Annotated in this window: 22 protein-coding genes and 1 pseudogene; 15 read left to right on the top strand and 8 right to left on the bottom strand. The window is 66.3% G+C overall.

Features of this window, described 5'->3' with window-relative positions:
* Positions 1-179 precede the first annotated feature (179 nt).
* The 3 genes from MUN73_RS11260 to MUN73_RS11250 all read left to right on the top strand — a co-directional run bounded on the left by MUN73_RS11260 (position 180) and on the right by MUN73_RS11250 (position 2,525).
* Complete coding sequence (locus MUN73_RS11260) at positions 180-674, top strand: TRAM domain-containing protein (protein WP_250140564.1); 495 nt, start codon at positions 180-182, stop codon at positions 672-674.
* A gap of 171 nt (positions 675-845) precedes the next feature.
* The gene (locus MUN73_RS11255) at positions 846-1,838 is read left to right on the top strand and encodes an MBL fold metallo-hydrolase (protein ID WP_250140563.1); all 993 of its coding nucleotides are present in this window, start codon (positions 846-848) and stop codon (positions 1,836-1,838) included.
* Between the two features lie 228 nt (positions 1,839-2,066).
* A complete protein-coding gene (locus MUN73_RS11250; protein WP_250140562.1) occupies positions 2,067-2,525 on the top strand; it encodes a Tfx family DNA-binding protein in 459 nt (152 codons plus the stop codon).
* A gap of 62 nt (positions 2,526-2,587) precedes the next feature.
* On the opposite strand, the gene MUN73_RS11245 is transcribed toward MUN73_RS11250, so the two are convergent.
* Positions 2,588-3,046, bottom strand: coding sequence for a hypothetical protein (locus MUN73_RS11245; protein ID WP_250140561.1), 459 nt, complete (start codon positions 3,044-3,046; stop codon positions 2,588-2,590).
* A gap of 135 nt (positions 3,047-3,181) precedes the next feature.
* On the opposite strand from MUN73_RS11245, the gene MUN73_RS11240 reads away from it, so the two are divergent.
* The gene (locus MUN73_RS11240; protein WP_250140560.1) at positions 3,182-3,967 is read left to right on the top strand and encodes an SDR family oxidoreductase; all 786 of its coding nucleotides are present in this window, start codon (positions 3,182-3,184) and stop codon (positions 3,965-3,967) included.
* Positions 3,968-4,096: 129 nt separating this feature from the next.
* On the opposite strand, the gene ubaA is transcribed toward MUN73_RS11240, so the two are convergent.
* Positions 4,097-4,933, bottom strand: coding sequence for an SAMP-activating enzyme E1 (ubaA, locus tag MUN73_RS11235; protein WP_250140559.1), 837 nt, complete (start codon positions 4,931-4,933; stop codon positions 4,097-4,099).
* Positions 4,934-5,110: 177 nt separating this feature from the next.
* On the opposite strand from ubaA, the gene MUN73_RS11230 reads away from it, so the two are divergent.
* From MUN73_RS11230 to MUN73_RS11210, 5 genes are all read left to right on the top strand, one after another.
* Positions 5,111-5,296 carry an HVO_0416 family zinc finger protein gene (locus MUN73_RS11230; RefSeq protein WP_250140558.1) on the top strand — a complete coding sequence of 62 codons (186 nt, stop codon included), beginning with the start codon at positions 5,111-5,113 and terminating at the stop codon, positions 5,294-5,296.
* Between the two features lie 277 nt (positions 5,297-5,573).
* The gene (locus MUN73_RS11225) at positions 5,574-6,827 is read left to right on the top strand and encodes an RNA-guided endonuclease InsQ/TnpB family protein (protein WP_250140557.1); all 1,254 of its coding nucleotides are present in this window, start codon (positions 5,574-5,576) and stop codon (positions 6,825-6,827) included.
* A gap of 40 nt (positions 6,828-6,867) precedes the next feature.
* Positions 6,868-7,026, top strand: a complete 159-nt coding sequence (locus tag MUN73_RS11220; RefSeq protein ID WP_250140556.1) for a DUF7563 family protein — start codon at positions 6,868-6,870, stop codon at positions 7,024-7,026.
* 183 nt (positions 7,027-7,209) lie between these two features.
* Positions 7,210-9,078 carry a UvrD-helicase domain-containing protein gene (locus MUN73_RS11215; protein WP_250140555.1) on the top strand — a complete coding sequence of 623 codons (1,869 nt, stop codon included), beginning with the start codon at positions 7,210-7,212 and terminating at the stop codon, positions 9,076-9,078.
* Entirely contained in the window at positions 9,075-10,157 is a 1,083-nt protein-coding gene (locus MUN73_RS11210; protein WP_250140554.1) for a M24 family metallopeptidase, read from the top strand. Before MUN73_RS11215 ends, MUN73_RS11210 begins: the two co-directional genes overlap by 4 nt.
* Before the next feature lie 13 nt (positions 10,158-10,170).
* Here the strand turns inward: MUN73_RS11210 and MUN73_RS11205 are convergent, their stop codons facing one another.
* Entirely contained in the window at positions 10,171-10,512 is a 342-nt protein-coding gene (locus MUN73_RS11205) for a 2Fe-2S iron-sulfur cluster-binding protein (protein WP_250140553.1), read from the bottom strand.
* Positions 10,513-10,670: 158 nt separating this feature from the next.
* Positions 10,671-10,925: a DUF7533 family protein gene (locus tag MUN73_RS11200; RefSeq protein ID WP_250140552.1), complete on the bottom strand. Its 255-nt coding sequence runs from the start codon at positions 10,923-10,925 to the stop codon at positions 10,671-10,673.
* Positions 10,926-11,060: 135 nt separating this feature from the next.
* Here MUN73_RS11200 and MUN73_RS11195 point away from each other — a divergent pair, with 135 nt between their 5' ends.
* On the top strand, positions 11,061-11,717 hold the full coding sequence (locus MUN73_RS11195) for a riboflavin synthase (protein WP_250140551.1): 657 nt from the start codon (positions 11,061-11,063) through the stop codon (positions 11,715-11,717).
* A 3-nt stretch (positions 11,718-11,720) separates the two neighbouring features.
* Here the strand turns inward: MUN73_RS11195 and MUN73_RS11190 are convergent, their stop codons facing one another.
* Both MUN73_RS11190 and MUN73_RS11185 read right to left on the bottom strand, forming a co-directional pair.
* Positions 11,721-12,071 carry a hypothetical protein gene (locus MUN73_RS11190; RefSeq protein WP_250140550.1) on the bottom strand — a complete coding sequence of 117 codons (351 nt, stop codon included), beginning with the start codon at positions 12,069-12,071 and terminating at the stop codon, positions 11,721-11,723.
* A gap of 64 nt (positions 12,072-12,135) precedes the next feature.
* Complete coding sequence (locus MUN73_RS11185; protein WP_250140549.1) at positions 12,136-13,143, bottom strand: PrsW family intramembrane metalloprotease; 1,008 nt, start codon at positions 13,141-13,143, stop codon at positions 12,136-12,138.
* A 209-nt stretch (positions 13,144-13,352) separates the two neighbouring features.
* Here MUN73_RS11185 and MUN73_RS11180 point away from each other — a divergent pair, with 209 nt between their 5' ends.
* The 4 genes and pseudogenes from MUN73_RS11180 to MUN73_RS11165 form a co-directional block, all read left to right on the top strand.
* Positions 13,353-13,523, top strand: coding sequence for a hypothetical protein (locus MUN73_RS11180; RefSeq protein WP_250140548.1), 171 nt, complete (start codon positions 13,353-13,355; stop codon positions 13,521-13,523).
* Between the two features lie 90 nt (positions 13,524-13,613).
* Entirely contained in the window at positions 13,614-13,991 is a 378-nt protein-coding gene (locus MUN73_RS11175; protein WP_250140547.1) for a DUF7532 family protein, read from the top strand.
* A 43-nt stretch (positions 13,992-14,034) separates the two neighbouring features.
* A complete protein-coding gene (locus MUN73_RS11170) occupies positions 14,035-15,489 on the top strand; it encodes a ribonuclease FAU-1 family protein (protein WP_250140546.1) in 1,455 nt (484 codons plus the stop codon).
* 34 nt (positions 15,490-15,523) lie between these two features.
* Positions 15,524-15,742, top strand: a pseudogene (locus MUN73_RS11165) (dihydrofolate reductase family protein); the annotation flags it as partial.
* An 87-nt stretch (positions 15,743-15,829) separates the two neighbouring features.
* On the opposite strand, the gene MUN73_RS11160 reads toward MUN73_RS11165, so the two are convergent.
* Both MUN73_RS11160 and MUN73_RS11155 read right to left on the bottom strand, forming a co-directional pair.
* Positions 15,830-16,288 carry an NUDIX hydrolase gene (locus tag MUN73_RS11160; protein WP_250140544.1) on the bottom strand — a complete coding sequence of 153 codons (459 nt, stop codon included), beginning with the start codon at positions 16,286-16,288 and terminating at the stop codon, positions 15,830-15,832.
* Between the two features lie 144 nt (positions 16,289-16,432).
* Positions 16,433-17,419: a bile acid:sodium symporter family protein gene (locus MUN73_RS11155; RefSeq protein WP_250140543.1), complete on the bottom strand. Its 987-nt coding sequence runs from the start codon at positions 17,417-17,419 to the stop codon at positions 16,433-16,435.
* A gap of 272 nt (positions 17,420-17,691) precedes the next feature.
* Between MUN73_RS11155 and MUN73_RS11150 the strand changes: the two genes are divergently transcribed.
* A complete protein-coding gene (locus MUN73_RS11150; RefSeq protein ID WP_250140542.1) occupies positions 17,692-18,489 on the top strand; it encodes an SDR family oxidoreductase in 798 nt (265 codons plus the stop codon).
* The last annotated feature ends 1 nt before the right edge of the window (position 18,490 follow it).

Raw genomic sequence — 18,490 nt, 5'->3', positions numbered from 1 at the left:
CGTAAACGTTTTCGAAACGCCCCGTTCCGCATTCGGCGTTCACTTGACAGAACACGACACTGGTCGCTCGATGTCGGATTTCCGGCGTCGCTTCGTCGGCGTCCACACCAGTCGCTGCAGAGACTGCCTGCCGTTCTCAAGACGGAAACGGTTTAACGTCGCCACCGGTAGTACTGGGCATGGCAGACTGTCCACTTGCCGACGACTGTCCGAGCTTTTCCGAACGGATCTCCGGAATGGGCTGTCAACACTACGGCGATCGGGGTGGCAAGGAGTGGTGTAATCACTACAGCCAGCCGATCGAGGACCTGAAGACGCAGCCGGTCAAACCGGGCGAAGAGGTCGTCGTCGACGTCGTCGACATGCACGAGAGCGGTGCCGGCGTCGGGCGAACCGAGGACGGGTTCATCGTGATGGTCGACGGCGTCCTCCCGGAAGCGCGCGCTCGCGTCCAGATCACCCGCGTCCACAGCAATCACGCCCGCGCGGAGGAACTCGAACTCCTGCCGATGGACGAGGAGGAGTCGGACGATTCCGACGACCTCGCGGACGCCGAAGACGACGAAGCGTCGGACGAGGTCGACGAATCCGAGGCGGAGGCCGACGAGGACGAGTCCGACCCGGCAACCCGTCGCGAACGGCTCGGCAGTCGCGAGAACTTCTGGGGCTCGTAACTCGTCCAGGTGGACAGTCACTGGACAGGGCCGTGACGCGCCGTTTTTGCAGTATCTCGTCCGTCTCAGTTACCGTCAGTGTCCGTACCGAACGACAGTTCGATCGACCCTCCGCGGGGAGCCGACGGGGCACTCGCAAGGATTTTCTCGGTCCCTACGCCACAGGGAGGCATGGATCGGATTCCGCTGTCGAACTCCGCGTTCGAGGGCGACAACAACGCGTACCTCTTCGCGGACGGCGACGAGACGGTACTGATCGACACCGGCGACTGGATGGCGACGACCCGGGAACAACTCGAGGCCGCCTTCGCGGACCGCGGCCTCGAGTTCGCCGACGTCGATCGGATCTTTCTCACCCACTGGCACCACGATCACGTCGGCCTGGCGGGCGAGATCCAGGCCGAGAGCGGCGCCGAGGTCTACGTCCACGAGCGTGACGCGCCCCTCGTCGCGGGCGAGGCGGACGCCTGGGAGGAGATGTTCGACCAGCAGGAGGCCTACTTCGAGCAGTGGGGGATGCCCGAGGCCGGCCGCGAGACGCTCCGGGACCTGATGGCCGGTCCGGAGGTGTCGACCGAGAACCCGACCGTGACGCCGATCGAAGACGGCGAGACGTTCTCGGTCAACGGTCACGAACTCCGCGTCGTCCACACGTCGGGCCACGCGGCGGGGCTGTGTCTCTTCGAGACGGAACTCGACGGCCGGCGCGAGGCCTTCACTGGCGACGCCCTGCTCCCCGTCTACACGCCAAACGTCGGCGGCGCGGACGTCCGCGTGGAGAACCCGCTCCCGAAGTACCTTCGCGCCCTGCAGGGGATCGTCGACGCCGACTACGATCGCGCCTGGCCCGGCCACCGCGACCCGATCGACGAGCCGGCCGATCGGGCCGCCTACATCATCGACCACCACGAGGAGCGGTCCTACCGGGTGCTCGACGCGCTCGATCGGCTGGGCCCGTGTGACACCTGGACCGTCAGTGCCGACCTGTTCGGCGACCTGGAGGACATTCATATCCTCCACGGCCCCGGCGAGTCCTACGCCCACCTCGAGCACCTCGAACGGGCCGGAACGGTCGTTCGCGAGGGCGACGAGTACCGACTCGCCGAGGGCGTCGCGGAGGAACTCGCGGCGATCGACGACGAACGCTGGCCGCTCCAGTACTGACCTCTCCCGGTCGTCCAGTCCGGGGACCTCGACGCTACTCAACACTCGACGATCGCGAGCGGATCGCCGACGCTTCCGGGACTCGCGGCACGCCCGAACGGGTCGGTTTCGGTGCCTGGTTCCCGGGACCCGTCGGATCGATTTCGGGGACGGGGGACCGTGGAAACTTTGGTCTCGCCGTCGTCTAGCCTGACGTATGAGCGTGGGAGTTCCCCGGAGGCGGTCGCCGTGATGGACGACGTCGAGGCGTTGCTCGAGGACATCGGCTTCGACCCCGAGACGAGCGTGTTGACCCACCGGCAGGCCCAGGTCCTCGCGCTCCGCGAGCGCGACGTCTCGCAGGCCGACATCGCCGACGAACTCGGCACGTCGCGGGCGAACGTCTCCTCGATCGAGGCCAGCGCCCGCGAGAACCTGGCGAAGGCCAGGGAGACCGTCGCCTTCGCGGAGGCGCTCCGCGCGCCGGTTCGCGTCCGCGTCCCCGCCGGGACCGACCTCTACAACGTGCCGCAGATGGTCTACGACGCCTGCGACGAGGCCGGCGTCAAGGTCGATCACACCGCGCCGGACCTGATGAAGGTCGTCAGCGACGCCGCCGGCAACGCCGTCTCCGGCCGGAAGATATCGACGCCGCTGATCGTCGGCGTGACGTCGGAGGGGATGGTTCGGGTTCGTCATCAAGAGTAGCCGCACCGATCGTCACACGAGCGGTACCGATGGGACGGATCGGACCGGAAATCTGATTTTCGCTATCCACGGACGGTGTACTGGGTTCCTCGTTCGTTCCAGAAATCCCAGATCGTCCACGGCTGGAGTCCCCACTCGGTAGCGAAGTGCTCGCGAATGCCGCGGCCGCAGTGCTCGTCGTTCTCGTACTCGTCGTACCGGTCGCGAACCTGGTCCGTGTCGTCGTACAAATACGCGATGCCGGTATCAGTCGTATCGTTACAGACGGCGACGACGAGACGATCGATCGTGTACCCGTCGAAAAGTCGGCGAAGAACAGCTTCCGATCGGGGATCGGGTAGGGGATTCACGACGACGCCGGCCGCGTTACCCTCGACGCCACAGCACCGGATCTCACCCGCCTTCCGTCCGTAGCTATCGGGCTCGCCCGCTGGGACGGGCCAGGCCTCGATGATCGCCCTCGGCCCGGCGACCCCGTTCGAGTCGGACGGGACGAGCGTGTACAGCTGGTAGCCAGCCATACCGGCCGGTTCGAAGTACTATCGGATATTTATAGGGGTAGATCGACGAGACGGTACCACAGTGTCGGTTTCTCGGCTTCGATGTCGATTGCCAGGTCCCGGAGAGATTAGTACGCCGCCGCTGTGGATCCCGACATGGATCTCGAACTGGACGGGAACGCGGCACTGGTGACGGCGTCGTCGAGCGGCCTCGGCTTCGCGAGCGCGCAGGCGATCGCCGAAGAGGGTGCGAACGTGACGATCTGCGGTCGCGACGCCGATCGACTCGAGGCGGCGCGCGACGAACTCGAAGAAACGGCGGAAGGCGACGTGCTCGCCGTCCAGACCGACCTCACCGACCCCGACGACGTCTCCCACCTCGTGAGCGAGACGGTCGACGCCTTCGGCGGGATCGATCACCTCGTCACGTCCTCGGGCGGCCCGCCGAGCACGACCTTCCTCGAGACCGACGAACAGGACTGGTATCAGGCCTACGACCTGCTGGTGATGAGCGTCGTCTGGACGATCGAGGAGGCCCACCCGCACCTGCTCGACTCGGCGCACGGGACGATCACCTGTATCACCTCGCGGACGGTGCAGGAGGTCGCGGACGGCCTGCTCCTCTCGAACTCGGTACGCCGGGGCGTGATCGGCCTCGTCAAGACGATCTCACGGGAGTTCGCGCCCGAAATCCGGGCCAATGCAGTGCTTCCGGGGACGATCGAGACGCCACGCATCGAGGAACTGATCGAGGCCCGCGTCGAGCGCGGCACCTACGACGACTACGAGGAAGGTCTCGCCGACATGGCGAGCGACATTCCGATGGGCCGCATCGGCGAGCCACGCGAACTCGGCGAGATCGTCGCCGTCCTCTCGAGCCCACGCGCCAGTTTCGTCACCGGTGTCGAACTGCCGATCGACGGCGGCCTGTTGCGGAGCTAGTCGAACGGATCCACGGCGGCGAGCCAGGGCCGGAGAAACGAGACCCCGCCACAGACGAGGCCGACCCCCACCACCTGGAGTGTCGTGTGCGCGAAGATGCTGGCCCGATCGACGCGGCCTCGAACGCGCTCAGTCGGCCGAAATCTCGCAGGTCCCCTCGTAGGCCACGTCCTCGATCGATTCGATCTCGGGGTCGTCGCCACAGACCGGACAGGCCGGGTTCGGCTGCACCGGGACCGTCTCGAACGTCATGGCCATCGCGTCGTACATGAGGAGGCGGCCCTCGAGGAGATCGCCCTTCTCGAGCAGGTACTTCACCACCTCGGTGGCCTGGATGCAGCCGACGGTCCCGGGGAGGACGCCGAGCACGCCCGTCGTGGCGCAGTCGGGGACGGTGCCGGGTTCGGGGGCCTCGGGGAAGATACAGCGGTAGCAGGGCGGATCGTCGTCCCCGCCGCGATCGTTCGTGAACGTGGTCACCTGCCCCTCGAACCGGTAGATCGCACCGTGGGCCAGCGGTGTCTCGGTGAGCACGCAGTGATCGTTGAGCAGGTACCGGGTTGCGAAGTTGTCGCTGGCGTCGAGGACGACGTCGTAGTCGCGGACCAGGTCGGCCACGTTCTCGGCGGTGAGACGAGTGTCGTAGGTCTCGACGTCCACGTCCGGGTTGAGCGCGGCCACGTAGTCCGCCGCGCTCTCCACCTTGGGTCTGCCGACGTCGGCGTCGCCGTGGACGATCTGTCGCTGGAGGTTCGATCGCTCGACGGCGTCGTCGTCGACGATCCCCAGCTGGCCGACCCCGGCCGCGGCGAGGTACTGGATCGCTGGCGAGCCAAGTCCCCCCGCTCCCACGACGAGGACGCTCCCCTCGAGGAGCCGTTGCTGGCCCTCGGGACCGATCTCGTCCATGATCACGTGTCTCGAGTAGCGATCGAGTTGGGTCGCATCGAGGCGCAGGTCGCTCATGCGTCTCCGTTGGGCCGAGTCGGGCAAAAACCCGCGGGTCACTCCCCGATCCGTCACGGCTCGTCGGCCGCTCGGTCGCGGCGATCGATTGATCGACTGGGTGACCTGTCCGGAACCATGAGGAAGGTTTCTCGGCCTTCCCAATCATTTAATAGCGTGGTGTGCTTTGACACACCTATGGCAACCTCACCCAACGATGCCGGTGACGATGTCCTCGATCAATTCCTCTCGGATCGCGGTCACACGGTAGAACGAATCGGGTGGGAGCAAGAGTATAACAAGAAACAGTGTCCCGAGTGTGGCGGGCTCCACGACCCGTCCGCGTCCACCTGTACCGTCTGTGGGTGGGAGCCGACCCGGTAACCGCGCGAACCGATCGACTCCGTTTTCGCCAGGGTCTGCCGGTGTCGGCGCCGGTTTCGACCCAACCCGATGTCGTCCCGGATAGCGTGTCGGTCGTCCGAATGCCGGTCGACCCTCGACTATTTTCAGCTACCAGCAGGCGACACAATTATACGGAATGCAGGAGAAAACCCACGGCTTTAGCCGTGGGATGAATCCGTAAGCCCCGTGCCGCAATCCACCGACTATGGCAGGCCGACTCCCAATCAATAAGTAACCACACGCCTACATATAAGATATGGACGTGCGGCGTACCGTCCCCGTTGCACTCGACGTGGATAGTGACGACGCCGCACTCCTCGAAGACACCGTAGACACCTTCCTCTGGTCGGCACAATACGTCGTAGACCACGCCTTCAAAGGCGAGTACGTCACCACCAGCAAAACCACACTGGACGACGAAACTTACGACGACGTGCGCGAGAAAACAGACGGCTTCAACGGTGGCCTTGTGCAAGCCGCTCGGAACAAGGCCGCTGAAGCCTGCAAGAGCGTCGTCGCCCGCTGGAAGCAAGGCAAGAAAGCCTCGAAACCCGTGTTCACCAGCCCACACGTCGTCTACGACAAGCGAACCGCGACGTTCCACGACGACTACGTATCCCTCGCCACCACTGACGGTCGTATCGAAGCCGACTACGTCCTCCCCGACGAGGATAGAGGCACCCCGCACTCGGAATACCTATTTTCAGACAAGTACGAAACAACGGGTGCGGAACTGCACTATCGGGATAGTAACTGGGTGCTTCACATCCATTGCAAGGCGGACGTGAAGTCTGACACGTCGGAACAGGCAACCACCGAGAACGGAACGGTTCTCGGGGTTGACCTCGGCGTAAACACCCTCGCCGTCACCTCAACGGGTACGTTCTGGACGGGCGACGAGTTCGACCACTGGCGCAGAGAATACGAGAAACGCCGTGGTGACCTCCAGCAATGTGGTACACGCTGGGCACACGAGAACATCCAATCCGTCGCACGGAAAGAAGACGGACGGTTCAAGCAGATGCTCCACCGCATCAGCAACGAACTCGTCACGGAAGCCCGTGAGAACGAGTGTTCGGTCATCGCATTCGAGGACTTGACCGGCATTCGCGAGCGAACTGGCGCGTCGTGGGGGCACAAGTGGGCGTTCGACCGCTTGTACGACTACGTTGAGTACAAAGCCGAAGAACACGGCATCACGGTTGAGCAGGTTGACCCTGCGAACACGAGTCGGCGTTGCTCGCACTGCGGATTCACACACCCAGACAACCGCGAGGACAAAGACTTCGAGTGCCTCAAATGCGGCTACGAGAATCACGCGGACTACAACGCCGCGAAGAACATCGGCTTGCGGTATCTCCGTCGCAACCAAACTAGCGGCGACGGAGGCGCACCCTTGAGCGTGCGCTTGAACAGCGGGACGTTGAACGCGAACGGAGGCTATTCTCCTGCCGAGGAATCGGCCAGAGCGGGAGTCCACGCTGAATCCCACGGCTTTAGCCGTGGGTAGCTCAAAACTTGTTTGGTTACTATATGTTACGTACAGGACAATGCCGGAATGCCAGAACTGTGGTGCGTTCGTGACCGAGGCCTACGCGCGCGTCTTCACGCCGCGAGGCGTCGACGATCCCCGCGTCTGTCCGGACTGTCAGGACAAGATCCGTGACGGTGCCGACGTCCGAACCGCCCGTTCATCCCGGAATCCCTGATACGGACTGCTGTACCGAGGTCCCGGCCCAATCGGACGGGTCGTAGGTGTGCCGGAACTGGCGTCCAGCAGTCCGTACGACGCACCGTTCCCGGTCGACCACCACGCGTCGAACGACGCGCCGTACGTTTCTATCGTCGTCAACCCACGTGACTTATGGGTGTTGCGACCCTGAACAGGGATAATGGCTACCACGGAGACGAAGGTGACCCGGCTGTTCGGAGGTCCGGGCAGCGGGAAGACGACCGCCCTGCTCGACCACGTCGAAGAGATCCTCGAGGAGGACGGCGTTACCTTTCGGGACATCCTCGTCGTCTCGTACACGCGAGCGGCTGCACAGGAGGTTCGCGAACGACTGGCCGAACGGCTCGACGAGAGTCCCCGCGCCCTGCAGGGGAACGTCTGTACGATGCACGCGAAGGCCTACGAACTCCTCGATCTCTCTCGTAGCGACGTGATCGGCGAATCCGACAAGGAGGAGTTCTGTGAGGACTTCGGACTCGAGTTCGAGGACGAGTACAGCGGTGCCGGTCGCCGCACCGCCCGCTCGACCACGATCGGGAACAAGATCATCGCCACCAGCCAGTGGCTCCAGCGGACCAGTCGGGACGTCTCCGACTGGTACGACGTCCCCTTCCAGTGGGACGAAGAGGAAGTTCGCCTCCCGCCGGAGATCGACCCCCACGCCCAGGAGGGCAACAAGTACACGCCGACCTGGCCCAGCGACGACGATCGGATCGACGTCCCCGAAGCGATCCGCGGCTGGCGCGCCTACAAGGGCGAACAGGGAAAGATCGGCTTCGCGGACATGTTAGAGCGCGTCAAACAGCGCTCCCTGCTCCCGAGCGTCGACTACCTCGTGATCGACGAGTTCCAGGACATCACCACCCTCCAGTACGACGTCTACGAGGAGTGGAAACCCCACATGGACCAGGTGTTGATCGCCGGCGACGACGACCAGGTCGTCTACTCCTGGCAGGGTGCCGACCCCGCGCTGTTGCTCGACGAGGAGGTCGACGAGGATATCATTCTGCCGAACTCCTATCGACTCCCCTCGAACGTGCTCAACGCGGTCAACAAGGAAATCCGCCACATCGAGCAGCGACAGGACAAGGACCTCAAACCCCGCAAGGAGGGCGGGGCCGTCGAGGCCCGCGCGAACGCGTCGATGCTCGACGTCGTCCGCAACGTCCGGCGAACCCTCGTTGAGGGCGACGGGACGATCATGGTGCTGTTCCGCGCGCGCTACCAGATGTTCCAGTTCATCGACGAGTTCATCACCGAAGGGGTGCCGTTCACGTCGCTGACCGACCAGCGCATGTGGACCGATCGACTCACCCAGTACGTCCGGGCCGTCGAGGCGCTCGACGAAGGCGAGGACGTCACCGGCCTGCAGGCTCGCCGTCTCGCGGACATGCTCCAGGACTCCGCGTTCGGCACCAACGAACGCGACGAGTTCTTCGATACGATCGACGACCTCCAGGAGGAGGCTGACGTCGAGGACCTCGAGGACCTCACGATCCCCGCAGACGTCGTTCAGGACCACGCCCCGTTCATGCCGGGTCCCGCCTCGGCGGCCGACATGGTCCGCAAGGTGACCAACTTCCAGAAGAAGAGCGTCCGCTCGTACTTCGCGATCGGCGAGTACCGGAACATGGACACCGATCGCGTCCGCGTCGGTACCATCCACTCCGCGAAGGGTCGCGAGGCCGACCACGTCTTCGTCGGCACCGATCTCACCGAGAAGGTCGTCGAGCAGATGGTCGCGACGGTGGACGATCCCGAGGCCGTCCCCGGCTGCGAGGAGTTCACCAAGACCACCTCGCCCGTTCCCGTGCTGACGGACAACGAACGGCGCGTCTTCTACGTCGGCATGTCTCGCGCCCGGGAACGCCTCGTGCTCCTCGAGAACCTCGTCGACGGCGCGCCGACGCTCCCGATCGACGTCCTGCTGAAGAACCGCCTGTCCGACATGACCCTCGAGGAACTGGTCGAGGAGGCCCAGCAGCCGGCCGATCCCGAGGGCGACGAGGTCGAAGCCGAAGCGCCGTGACTGGCGGCGACGACACGCTCGAGGCGGCGCTGGCGACGGCACTCGACTCCCGCGAGACAGTCGCGTTCGTCCACGCCGGCTCCGTCCGGGACCCCGCGATCCGGTACTGCCTGTCGTCTGCCGAGCCGTCGGCTCTCGGCGATCAGTTGCGATCGGTCGGGAGCGTCGCCCTCGCGTTCGACGGAACCGACTGGGTCGTAGAGTGGAGCGATCGATCGGCCGGCCGGGCCGCTGCGACCCTCGCGTCCAGACTGGCCGATCGGCTCGGTCCGGGAACCGTCCATACTCCGGCCCGGATCCCGCACGACGCGGCGCTCTACCTCGAACAGGCTGGGTTCTCGCTTACGTCGACCGACGTGGTCGAGCGAACGCGGGCGACGAAGATGGACACCGAGCGCGAGGCCGTCGCCGATTCGCAGACGGCCGCGGGCGCGGGAATCCGTCGCGCCGCAGCGGTGCTCGCCGACGCGACGATCGCGGACGGCCGCCTCGTGGCCGACGACGCGGCAGTGACGCCCGGTCGACTCCGGCGCGCGGTCGACGAGGCGATCGTCGCGGCGGGCGGCGTTCCCGGTGCGAACACGTCGATCGCGGCTCCGGAGGGCGACGCGGCGCTCGAACCGGGTTCGCCGATCGTCGTCGCGACCGCGCCGCGAGGACGATCGGGCTATCATGGCGGCCTCGTTCGCACGCTCGTCGTCGATAGCGAGGGCGGAACGGAGCGGCGGGCACACGTCGCCGTGACGCAGGCGTTCCGGTCCGTTCAGTCGATGCTCACCGCCGCTACCGAGTCCGTGACCGCGGTCGAGGCGGATCTCGAGGCCGAAATACGCGGGTTCGGCTTTCCTGACGAACCGGTCGAGACGCGGGTAGCCGGCGTCGGCCTCGAACCCGCCGAACGCCCCCGTGGCGGCGGCGACGAGGTCGGCCCTGGCTCGCTGGTCCGCATCGAGGCCGCCGTCGAGTTCGACCCCGATCGGTGGATTCGACTCGCCGACGTACTCGCCGTTCGCGAGCGCGAGGTCGCGTGGCTCGACGCACCCTCGCGATCGATCGAACCGACGGCGGTGCTCGAGTAGCCGCAGTGCGTCGTCAGTCAGGGGATAGCTGTCGCGGAAGGACCTGTCCCCAGACGTGCTTGTCGAGGAGCCCCACCGTCATCGGTTCCTCGACCGCGATGCAACAGGAGAGGCGCGGGTAGCCGAACCGGACGGCCGCGGCGTCGTGCCAGTGGGTCGGTTCCGGTGCGGGATCGACCTCGACGGTGCAGGTCGAACACAGTCCCCGGCCGCCGCAGTTGGCGTACCGCGACAGCGTCCCGTAGACCGGAAATCCGCGGTCGAGCAGGGCCTCCCGGAGGTTCGCGCCGCGTTCGACCTCGACGATCGTTTCTTCGTCGCCGTCGATGACCCGTACCGGGATTCGCTCTTCCATAGCTTCCAGTACGTCCTCGCGGTACGTGATCCCTTCCACGCCGGTGGCCGCCCCATCGTAGGGATCGGGGATTCCTCATACGGATTGCTGTACCGATTTCCCGGCGCAACCGCCGCCCGGATCGCGGTTGCGCCGGAACTGACGTACAGTAAACCGTATCACTCGTCGGACTCGGGGTCCGATTCCGGCTCTTTCACCACTGACCCGAAGAGCCGCTTCGCGACGAGCCCCGGAACGTCACCCGGCGTCGTGAGCCGTTGCTCGACGAGAACGAGCAGGATCGCGAGCGCGATCAGCGCGCCGCCGACCAGCGTCTCGCCCTGGAGCAACAGGAGATCGAGGCCGGCCAGCGCCGCGGGGAGCGCCAGCACGAGAACGCCCGCGAGTTTGATCGTGTCGATGATGCCTCCCATTGGCACCCGATACGGGGAGTCCGGTCAAAAGCGCGGCGACTGATCGACGACCGATCGACCGGGCGCATCACGTCACGGAATCGTTACGCGTTCCGAATCCGGAACGTCTTTATTCGTCGGCTCTCACCTCCGAGTATGTTTACGGGAATCGTCGAGGAGACCGGCGAGGTCGTCGCCCGCGATCGAACCGCGGACGGCCTGCGCCTTCGGATCGGGGCCGACGAGGTCGCGACGGGCCTCGAACACGGCCAGAGCATCAGCGTCAGCGGTGTCTGTCTCACCGTCGAGCGGTACGAAGAGGGAGAGTGGTTCGAGGTTTTCCTCGCGACCGAGACGGTCGAGCGGACCTACCTCGGTGACCTCGACGAGGGTGACGCGGTGAATCTCGAGCGGGCCATGCCCGCCGAGGGTCGGTTCGACGGCCACGTCGTGCAGGGGCACGTCGACGCGGTCGCCACGGTCTCAGCGATCGAATCGGTCGAGGAGGACTGGTACTTCGAGTTCGAACTGCCCGCGGGGTACGATCGCTACGTCGTCGAGAAGGGGTCGATCACCCTCGACGGAATCAGCCTCACCGTCGCCGATTTGGACGACGGGGATTCGTCGTCGACGAACCGAGCGGAGGGCGGCGACACCGCCGACGCGAACGCCCGCGTAACCGTGGCGATCGTTCCGACGACCTACGACCTGACGACGCTGTCCGAGAAGACCGTCGGCGATCCCGTCCACCTCGAGGTCGACGTGCTCGCGAAGTACGTCGAGCGGCTCCTCGAGGCCCGGTTCGACGCGTAACCGTCAGGCACCTGGAATCCCGAACGCACCGACCCCGAACCGCAGTACCGAGTTGAGAACGAACAGGATCGCGAGCGCGGAGAGCCAGGCGACGAACCCGATGGCCGCAGCGTTCGCCCAGCCTCCCGGATATCGCCAGTTGATGACCCAGATCCAGGCCACCAGCGCGATGATCGGCCCGACGAGCGGGATCCAGGACGTCAGCGCCCACGCGATCGCACCGACGAGCGCCGTGACGATCGCGTGCGAGTAATCGTCGACGTCGGCGACGACGGTCGCGCTGATGTGTATCGCTGCCCCACCGACGAGCAACGCGACGAGGAACGCGACGAGCGAACCGACAACCGGAACCATTGGCCCGTATTTCCCGTCCGGCTAGAAGTATCCGACGATCCGATCACGCTCGATACGACCGTTGTCACCGCTGTGAGGGTTCGAACTCGGTGAGTTCCGACGACGGCGGTTCGCCGGTGTCGTCCCGGGTCTCGCGGTACGTGCGACGGTAGCGGGCGAGTTTCCGGTAGAGGTAGTAGCCGATCACGGCGTCGTAGACGATCACGTAGCCGACGAACGCGAGGCCGTCGCCGATCGGGTAGGTCGCGGCGATCGCTCCGGGTACGATGCCGACGGTGACGTTGTAGGTGGCGTGGACGAACGCGGCGATGAGAAGCCCCTTGACGACGAGGGGGCCGGCGTACCGGGGGTTGAACTTCGCCAGCCCGAGGTAGTAGCCCGCGATCGCGGAGTAGATCACGTGGCCGGGACCGACCAGCGCGCGGACGGTCGCGATGCCGGTCGCGGCGGTGACCGTCCCGACCTGTGCCGCCTCCACCGTGCCCGCGATGTAGATCGCGTTCTCGATGGCGGCGAAGCCGAGGCCGGCGACCGCGCCGTAGACCGCGCCGTCGACGACCGCCCTGAAGGAGTCGCTCCGGTAGGCGAACACGCGGACCGCGAGCAGTTTCACCGCCTCCTCGACGGGGCCGACGATCAGGTAGAAAAAGAGAATCGGGCCGACGTACGCGATCGGCTGCAGGATCGGGGCCATCACCGAGTTCACGACGGCGGCGAACGTCGCGAAGAGCACGGCCAGGAGGAACGTCGCGACCAGCAAGCCGAGCGGTTCGCTCGTCGTGATGTCGGTGTACCAGATGAAGCCGGCGAGCAACGCCGCCGGGACGATCGAGAGGCCGAAGAACGCACCGAGCCACGGGTCCTCGATCGCGAGCCTGACCGGCTGGACGAGCAGTGCGAGCGTGATCGCGATCGCTACACCGAGAACGATCGCCCGCAAGCCGTAGCTGATCGCGCCGTAGATCGAGTACGCGAGACCGTCGACCGCCGATCGCGGCTCCCACGTCGAGACGTCGTAGAGGTCTGTCGATCCGTCGCTCGCTCGTTCGACCGGGTCGCGCCTGCGCTGCATGGTGGCCCCTACGGCGGCGGATCCGGTAAGCGTTCGGCGTGATCACCCCCGATCGACCGCCGGTCGAGGCGAGCGGGTCCCTCATCGAGCCCCGTTCGAGACGATCGGGTCCTCCGAACGGCGATCGTCCCGACCCTAGTATGATATTGACTCTCGTGATGCGTATAAGGACGACGCTTATGCTCCGTCGCTCGTGATGACCGACAATCATGTACAGTGGCAGCCGTGGGATTCTCTACACCGCACCGCCGGCACCGACCGACGAGACAGACGACGGGACCGACGCCGAATCGACGGCTGAAGCGGAGACCCCGGCTGAAGCGGGGACCCACGCCGCGACCCCGACGGAGACGACCGAGCGTTCGCCCGCCGACGACTGATCGACGGTCGACGGGTCGGTTTGGGGCCGACGGGTTCGGTCGCGATCCGGACTCGGAATCCACAAAGGCCTCCCGTGCGAAGCCGCCGGTATGCACTTCGATCAGCGTACACAGCGGGCGCTTCGGGACGTCGGCCTGGAGACCGACGACCTGCAGGCCGCCTCCGAGGCGATCGTCGAGGCCGTCGCCGAGGACGCGGCGGCGCTCGAGGCGTTTTTCGACGAGCACGGGACGGTCTACTCGGACATGGACATGGCCCACTCGCGGGCCGAGTTTCCCGAACACGCCGTCGAGTCCCTGGATCTCACGACTCACGCCGACGAGATGCGCGGCTGGCTCCGGTTCGACACGTGGGGCGTGTACGTCGAGGACGGACGGCTCCTGGACGACGGCTCCGTCGAACTGACGCTCGGGCCGACGATCCACGATCGGGTCCGGTTCGCGGCCGATCGGGAGACGCTCCGGTGATCCCCGTGCAGGGAGCCAGTCGACCGCGGGCGGAGGGACGAGCGTGACTACCGTTCGCGTCCGCGGCATCTACACCACCGCGGTGACCCACCTGCTGGACGAGAACGGGTTCGAGGTCGTCCAGGCTTCCGACCCGATCGAGGAGCGGTTCGACTCGTCGTTCGAGGCCGTCCCCGCGGACGTGTCGATCGAGACGAGCCGCGACAGGCAGGGGCTCGCTGTTTCGGGGGCTCCCGACGCCGTCGCGGCGGTCGTCGACCAGTTCGACGACCTCGCGATCGATACGTTTCACTGGGACGCCGCGGCCCCTCGCGGCGCGGTCTTCGACGGCGACGTGATCGAGGCGGACGGCGGTGGCGGTGCCGTCGTCGACCTCGGCGACGGCCGTCGCGGCTACCTCGACTACGACGACGTCGACGGCTACGTCGACACCGGGAACCGTTACCGCCTGCAGGTCCGCGAGCCAGCGCCCCCCTGGGACGACGATCGGCCGCGGGTCGCCCCCTCGCTCGAGGTCCAGGGTGGCCTCTGTACTCTCTCGCGCGATCGTCACGGCGTCTCGGCGGCCCTCCGCGGCGAGCGGGCGGACGAACTCGTCGGGATGACCGACCTCCTCTCGACCGACATCCCCGAGGGGTGGGGACTGCGCTGGCAGCCGAGCGCGGCCGACGCGGACCTCGATGCGATGGGGACCGCGCTCGATCGGGCCGTCGATCGCGCCGCGGCGCTCGAAGACGCGCTCGCCGACGCCCCGGACGACCCCGGCGATCCGGGACGGCTGGCCGCACCGCAACGAACCGTCTGGTTCTGGTTCGGCCGCGAGTCGCGGTTCGCGCTCGACGACGCGCGCCGGGCGGTGACCGCGACGATGGCCGGCCACCACCGGACGAAGGCGGCCGATCGGGCCGCGAGCGCGGCGGTGGACTTCGCGGAGGCCGTCTGTGGCTCTGCGAGGTCAGGAACCGAAGACGACGGCGACGGCGACGACTCCGACGGATTCCCGTTCGCCGCCGTCACCGGCCAGTTCGGCCCGACGACGGGCGATCGGATCGAGATCGGCCACGGCAAGCCCGACGGCCGACGCATCTCGCTCGGCCGCGGCGAGGTGACCGACTGGGCGGGCGACGGCTCGGTGACCGTCGAGCGATCGATGCGCGGCGGCGGGACCTACGACGCGCTCGGCGTGCCGAAGGAGAGCGGCGACGTCGCCGTGACGAAGTTCCGCGAGGGCCGGTGGTGGTATCCGACGACCTATCGGGACGCCGAGGGCACTGCGAAGGGAACCTACGTCAACATCTGCACGCCGGTCGAGTTGTTCCCCGACTGCGCCCGGTACGTCGACCTCTACGTCGACGTGATCCGCAAACCCGACGGGTCGGTCGCGATCGTCGACGAGGACGAACTCGAATCGGCAGTCGCCGACGGACTGGTATCCGAGGACCTGGCCGAGAAGGCAACGACCGTCGCGACGGCAGTCGAGCGGGCGCTGTCGAAGTGAATCCGGCGCTGTCGACGGACACGATCGCGCGTGGCTCGTCGGCGGCGCGCAGGTAGTGCAGGCCTTCCTCCGATCGGGCGGGATCGACGAACTCTGGCTGTCCGTGATCCCGGTCCTGCTCGGGGACGGCATCGCTCTGTTCGACGGGTCCTCGTCCGACGGCTCCGGGGTCGATCGGGAACTGGCACTCATCGAGTCGATCGCTCACGAGAACGGTATCGTCGAACTTCGGTACGCCGTCGGCGAAACCTGACGGCGTCATACGGACTGCTGTAGTCAATTACCGCCGATCACCAGGACGGGATCGACGATCGGCGGTAAATAGTTACAGCAATCCGTATCAGTCCGCGGCCTGCGGCGTCTCGCCCGCTCGATCGGCGCTCGGGAGGAGAGAGACGTAGTCGTCCAGATCGAGCGCGAACTCGCGGGCGGTCGTCGGGTCCACCCAGTACAGGTCGAACTCGGCCCCGTGTTCCCCACCGCCGTCCGTGACGGTGTGGGTCCACCGATCGCGGGGTTCGTGAACTCGCGCGTGGAAGAAGTGGCGGACGTACCGCCTGGGTGGCGATCGACGGCGGGTCCAGACGTCCGTCGCGAGGTGCCGCGTTCCGCTCAGGGTTCCGAGGCCGCTCTCCTCCATCACTTCCCGAAACAGGGCCTCCCGCGGCGACTCGCCGGATTCGAGGGTCCCTTTTGGGATCTGTAGCCCGTCGTGACCCGGCCCCTCGAACACCAGGAGTTCGCCCGGGGCGCGGGTGATGTACGCGCAGGCTTTCTGGACGTACGTTACGTCAGTCATGATAACTCGTAGCACACTATCGCGGTACAAAAGCGTATCTGCGGGTGGCCTAGAGGAAACTAAGGAGCTACAGGGGACGACGGAGCGCCGCGATGGTCTCCGGGACGCGAAACGAGTTGCGACGATCTCCGGGAGGCGAGACCGTCAGTCCGAGGCGATGGCCGGTTCGTACTCGGTGACGGGTTCGCCGTCGATCCGGGTGAAAAGCGTCGCGAGCGCCGGTCCGGACACGTTGTGCCAGACGCTGAACAGCGCCGGAATCAACGCGGCGGCCGGCTCGAAGAACGACACCGCGAGCGCCACGGCCAGCCCGCTGTTCTGGAGTCCGACCTCGAACGCGCAGGCCCGGGCCCGGTCTTCGCGCATTCCCGCGAGCTGTCCGATGCCGTAGCCCGCGCCCAGTCCGAGTCCGTTGTGCAGGACGACGGCGAGGAAGACGATTGCGCTCGCGGTGCGGATGTTCTCGACGTTGAGCCCCACGACCGCCGCGACGATGGCGACGATGGCGATCACGCTGATCGCCGGGAAGATCGATAGCCCGAGTTCGGCGACCGACGGGGCCTTCCTGTCGAGCACGTAGCGAAGGACCAGACCTGCGACGACGGGCACCAGCACGATCTGGACGATCGAACCGGCCATCTCCGCGAACGTGACGGTGATCGATTCGCCCGCCAGCAGGACGACCCAGGCGGGCATCACGAGCGGCGCGGCGACCGTCGTCAGCGACGTGATCGTCACCGACAGGGCGACGTCGCCCCGACCGAGGTAGGTCATCACGTTCGACGCGGTACCGCCCGGCGCCGCGCCGACGAGGATGAGTCCGACGCCGATTTCCCAGGGGAGCCCGAGCGCGGCGACGAGCACGTAGGCAAGCAACGGCATGACGAGCCACTGGGCCATCGCACCGATCAGGACGTCTCGAGGTCGTTCAATGATCCGTCGAAAGTCCGCTGGCGTCAGCGTCAACCCCATCCCGAGCATGATGATCCCCAGAAGCGGCGTGATGTAGTCCGCGATCGGGGTGAACGCGTCGGGCGTGTAGAGCGCGACTCCCGAGACGACCAGCACCCAGACGACGAAGTACTTGCTCGTAACCTGTCCGATCCGTTCTAGTTTCGTTGATATACTCATTCGCTATCACTTAGCTACGGTATACACGGTCACTCGTCGGTGGACATCACGTAATACTGACTTTACTGGCGAACATCACCTCTACTTCTACCTGACATTTTGTCGATCGCTTCTCCGGCGTCACGCCCGCGATCGATTCGTACGGTCTGCTGTGCCGCTGTCCCGGTGCAACCGCGATCGGCCTGCGGTTGTACCGGGACAGACCGACGGTAGTCCGTGACGTCGATCGAGTCCTTGGTAATTTGACACTGGCGCGCGAACGAACGATCGAGATGACGAACCGAACGCTCCTCACGGGTGCCACCAGGACGCTCGGACGGGCCCTGCGACCTCGATTGCGCGAAGCGGGCCACGCGGTTCGTGCGGCCAGTCGATCGCCACCACCGGAGAGCGACGGTGGCAATCTCGAGTGGGTCGAACTGGATCTCGTCGACGGAACGGGGCTCCGATCGGCCGTCGAGGACGCGGACGTCGTCGTCCACGCGGCTACCGCACCGCGGGGCGACAGCGAGGCGGTCGACGTTCGCGGCACCGAACGGCTGCTCGCGGCGGCGGCCGACGCCGGCGTCGACAACGTCCTGTACGTCTCGATCGTCGGCGTGGACGAGATCCTGCTCTCGTACTACGAACACAAACTCGCCGCGGAGCGGGCCGTCGAGGCAAGCACTGTCCCGTCGACGATCGTCCGCGCGACGCAGTTCCACCCGTTCGTTCGTGACCTGCTCGACGCCGTCTCGCGCCTGCCGGTGTGGCCGCTCCCGACCGAATTTCGACTCCAGCCGATCGACGCGGGCGAGGCCGCGGACGCGATCGTCGAGTACGCGACGGCCGATCCGTCCGGCCGCGTCCCGGCCGTCGGCGGCCCCGAGGTGCGAACCGTCCGCGAGCTCGCCCGCACCTACCGCGAGGCGAGGGACCTCCGTCGGCCGATCGTCCGCCTGCCGATTCCCGGCTCGATCGCAGACGGGTTTCGATCGGGAGCGGCGCTGTGTCCGGAACGCACCGTCGGGACGCGGACGTGGGCAGAGTGGCTGGCCGACAGCGAAGTCGAGTCGGTGCGGTCCCGGTGAC

Source organism: Halosolutus amylolyticus, assembly GCF_023566055.1.
Classification (GTDB): Archaea; Halobacteriota; Halobacteria; order Halobacteriales; family Natrialbaceae; genus Halosolutus; species Halosolutus amylolyticus.
The sequence above is the reverse complement of the archived record's forward strand: the minus strand, read 5'-3'. Positions and strand labels throughout refer to the sequence as shown.

Coding starts and splice junctions, on each gene's coding strand:
- MUN73_RS11260 (WP_250140564.1), top strand. CDS start 180: ATGGCAGACTGTCCACTTGCCGACGACTGTCCGAGCTTTTCCGAACGG.
- ubaA (WP_250140559.1), bottom strand. CDS start 4,933: ATGAGCGACCTGCGCCTCGATGCGACCCAACTCGATCGCTACTCGAGA.
- MUN73_RS11205 (WP_250140553.1), bottom strand. CDS start 10,512: ATGGAAGAGCGAATCCCGGTACGGGTCATCGACGGCGACGAAGAAACG.
- MUN73_RS11225 (WP_250140557.1), top strand. CDS start 5,574: ATGGACGTGCGGCGTACCGTCCCCGTTGCACTCGACGTGGATAGTGAC.
- MUN73_RS11160 (WP_250140544.1), bottom strand. CDS start 16,288: ATGACTGACGTAACGTACGTCCAGAAAGCCTGCGCGTACATCACCCGC.
- MUN73_RS11220 (WP_250140556.1), top strand. CDS start 6,868: ATGCCGGAATGCCAGAACTGTGGTGCGTTCGTGACCGAGGCCTACGCG.
- MUN73_RS11150 (WP_250140542.1), top strand. CDS start 17,692: ATGACGAACCGAACGCTCCTCACGGGTGCCACCAGGACGCTCGGACGG.
- MUN73_RS11240 (WP_250140560.1), top strand. CDS start 3,182: ATGGATCTCGAACTGGACGGGAACGCGGCACTGGTGACGGCGTCGTCG.
- MUN73_RS11190 (WP_250140550.1), bottom strand. CDS start 12,071: ATGGTTCCGGTTGTCGGTTCGCTCGTCGCGTTCCTCGTCGCGTTGCTC.
- MUN73_RS11200 (WP_250140552.1), bottom strand. CDS start 10,925: ATGGGAGGCATCATCGACACGATCAAACTCGCGGGCGTTCTCGTGCTG.
- MUN73_RS11215 (WP_250140555.1), top strand. CDS start 7,210: ATGGCTACCACGGAGACGAAGGTGACCCGGCTGTTCGGAGGTCCGGGC.
- MUN73_RS11245 (WP_250140561.1), bottom strand. CDS start 3,046: ATGGCTGGCTACCAGCTGTACACGCTCGTCCCGTCCGACTCGAACGGG.
- MUN73_RS11255 (WP_250140563.1), top strand. CDS start 846: ATGGATCGGATTCCGCTGTCGAACTCCGCGTTCGAGGGCGACAACAAC.
- MUN73_RS11175 (WP_250140547.1), top strand. CDS start 13,614: ATGCACTTCGATCAGCGTACACAGCGGGCGCTTCGGGACGTCGGCCTG.
- MUN73_RS11230 (WP_250140558.1), top strand. CDS start 5,111: ATGGCAACCTCACCCAACGATGCCGGTGACGATGTCCTCGATCAATTC.
- MUN73_RS11185 (WP_250140549.1), bottom strand. CDS start 13,143: ATGCAGCGCAGGCGCGACCCGGTCGAACGAGCGAGCGACGGATCGACA.
- MUN73_RS11155 (WP_250140543.1), bottom strand. CDS start 17,419: ATGAGTATATCAACGAAACTAGAACGGATCGGACAGGTTACGAGCAAG.
- MUN73_RS11180 (WP_250140548.1), top strand. CDS start 13,353: ATGTACAGTGGCAGCCGTGGGATTCTCTACACCGCACCGCCGGCACCG.
- MUN73_RS11195 (WP_250140551.1), top strand. CDS start 11,061: ATGTTTACGGGAATCGTCGAGGAGACCGGCGAGGTCGTCGCCCGCGAT.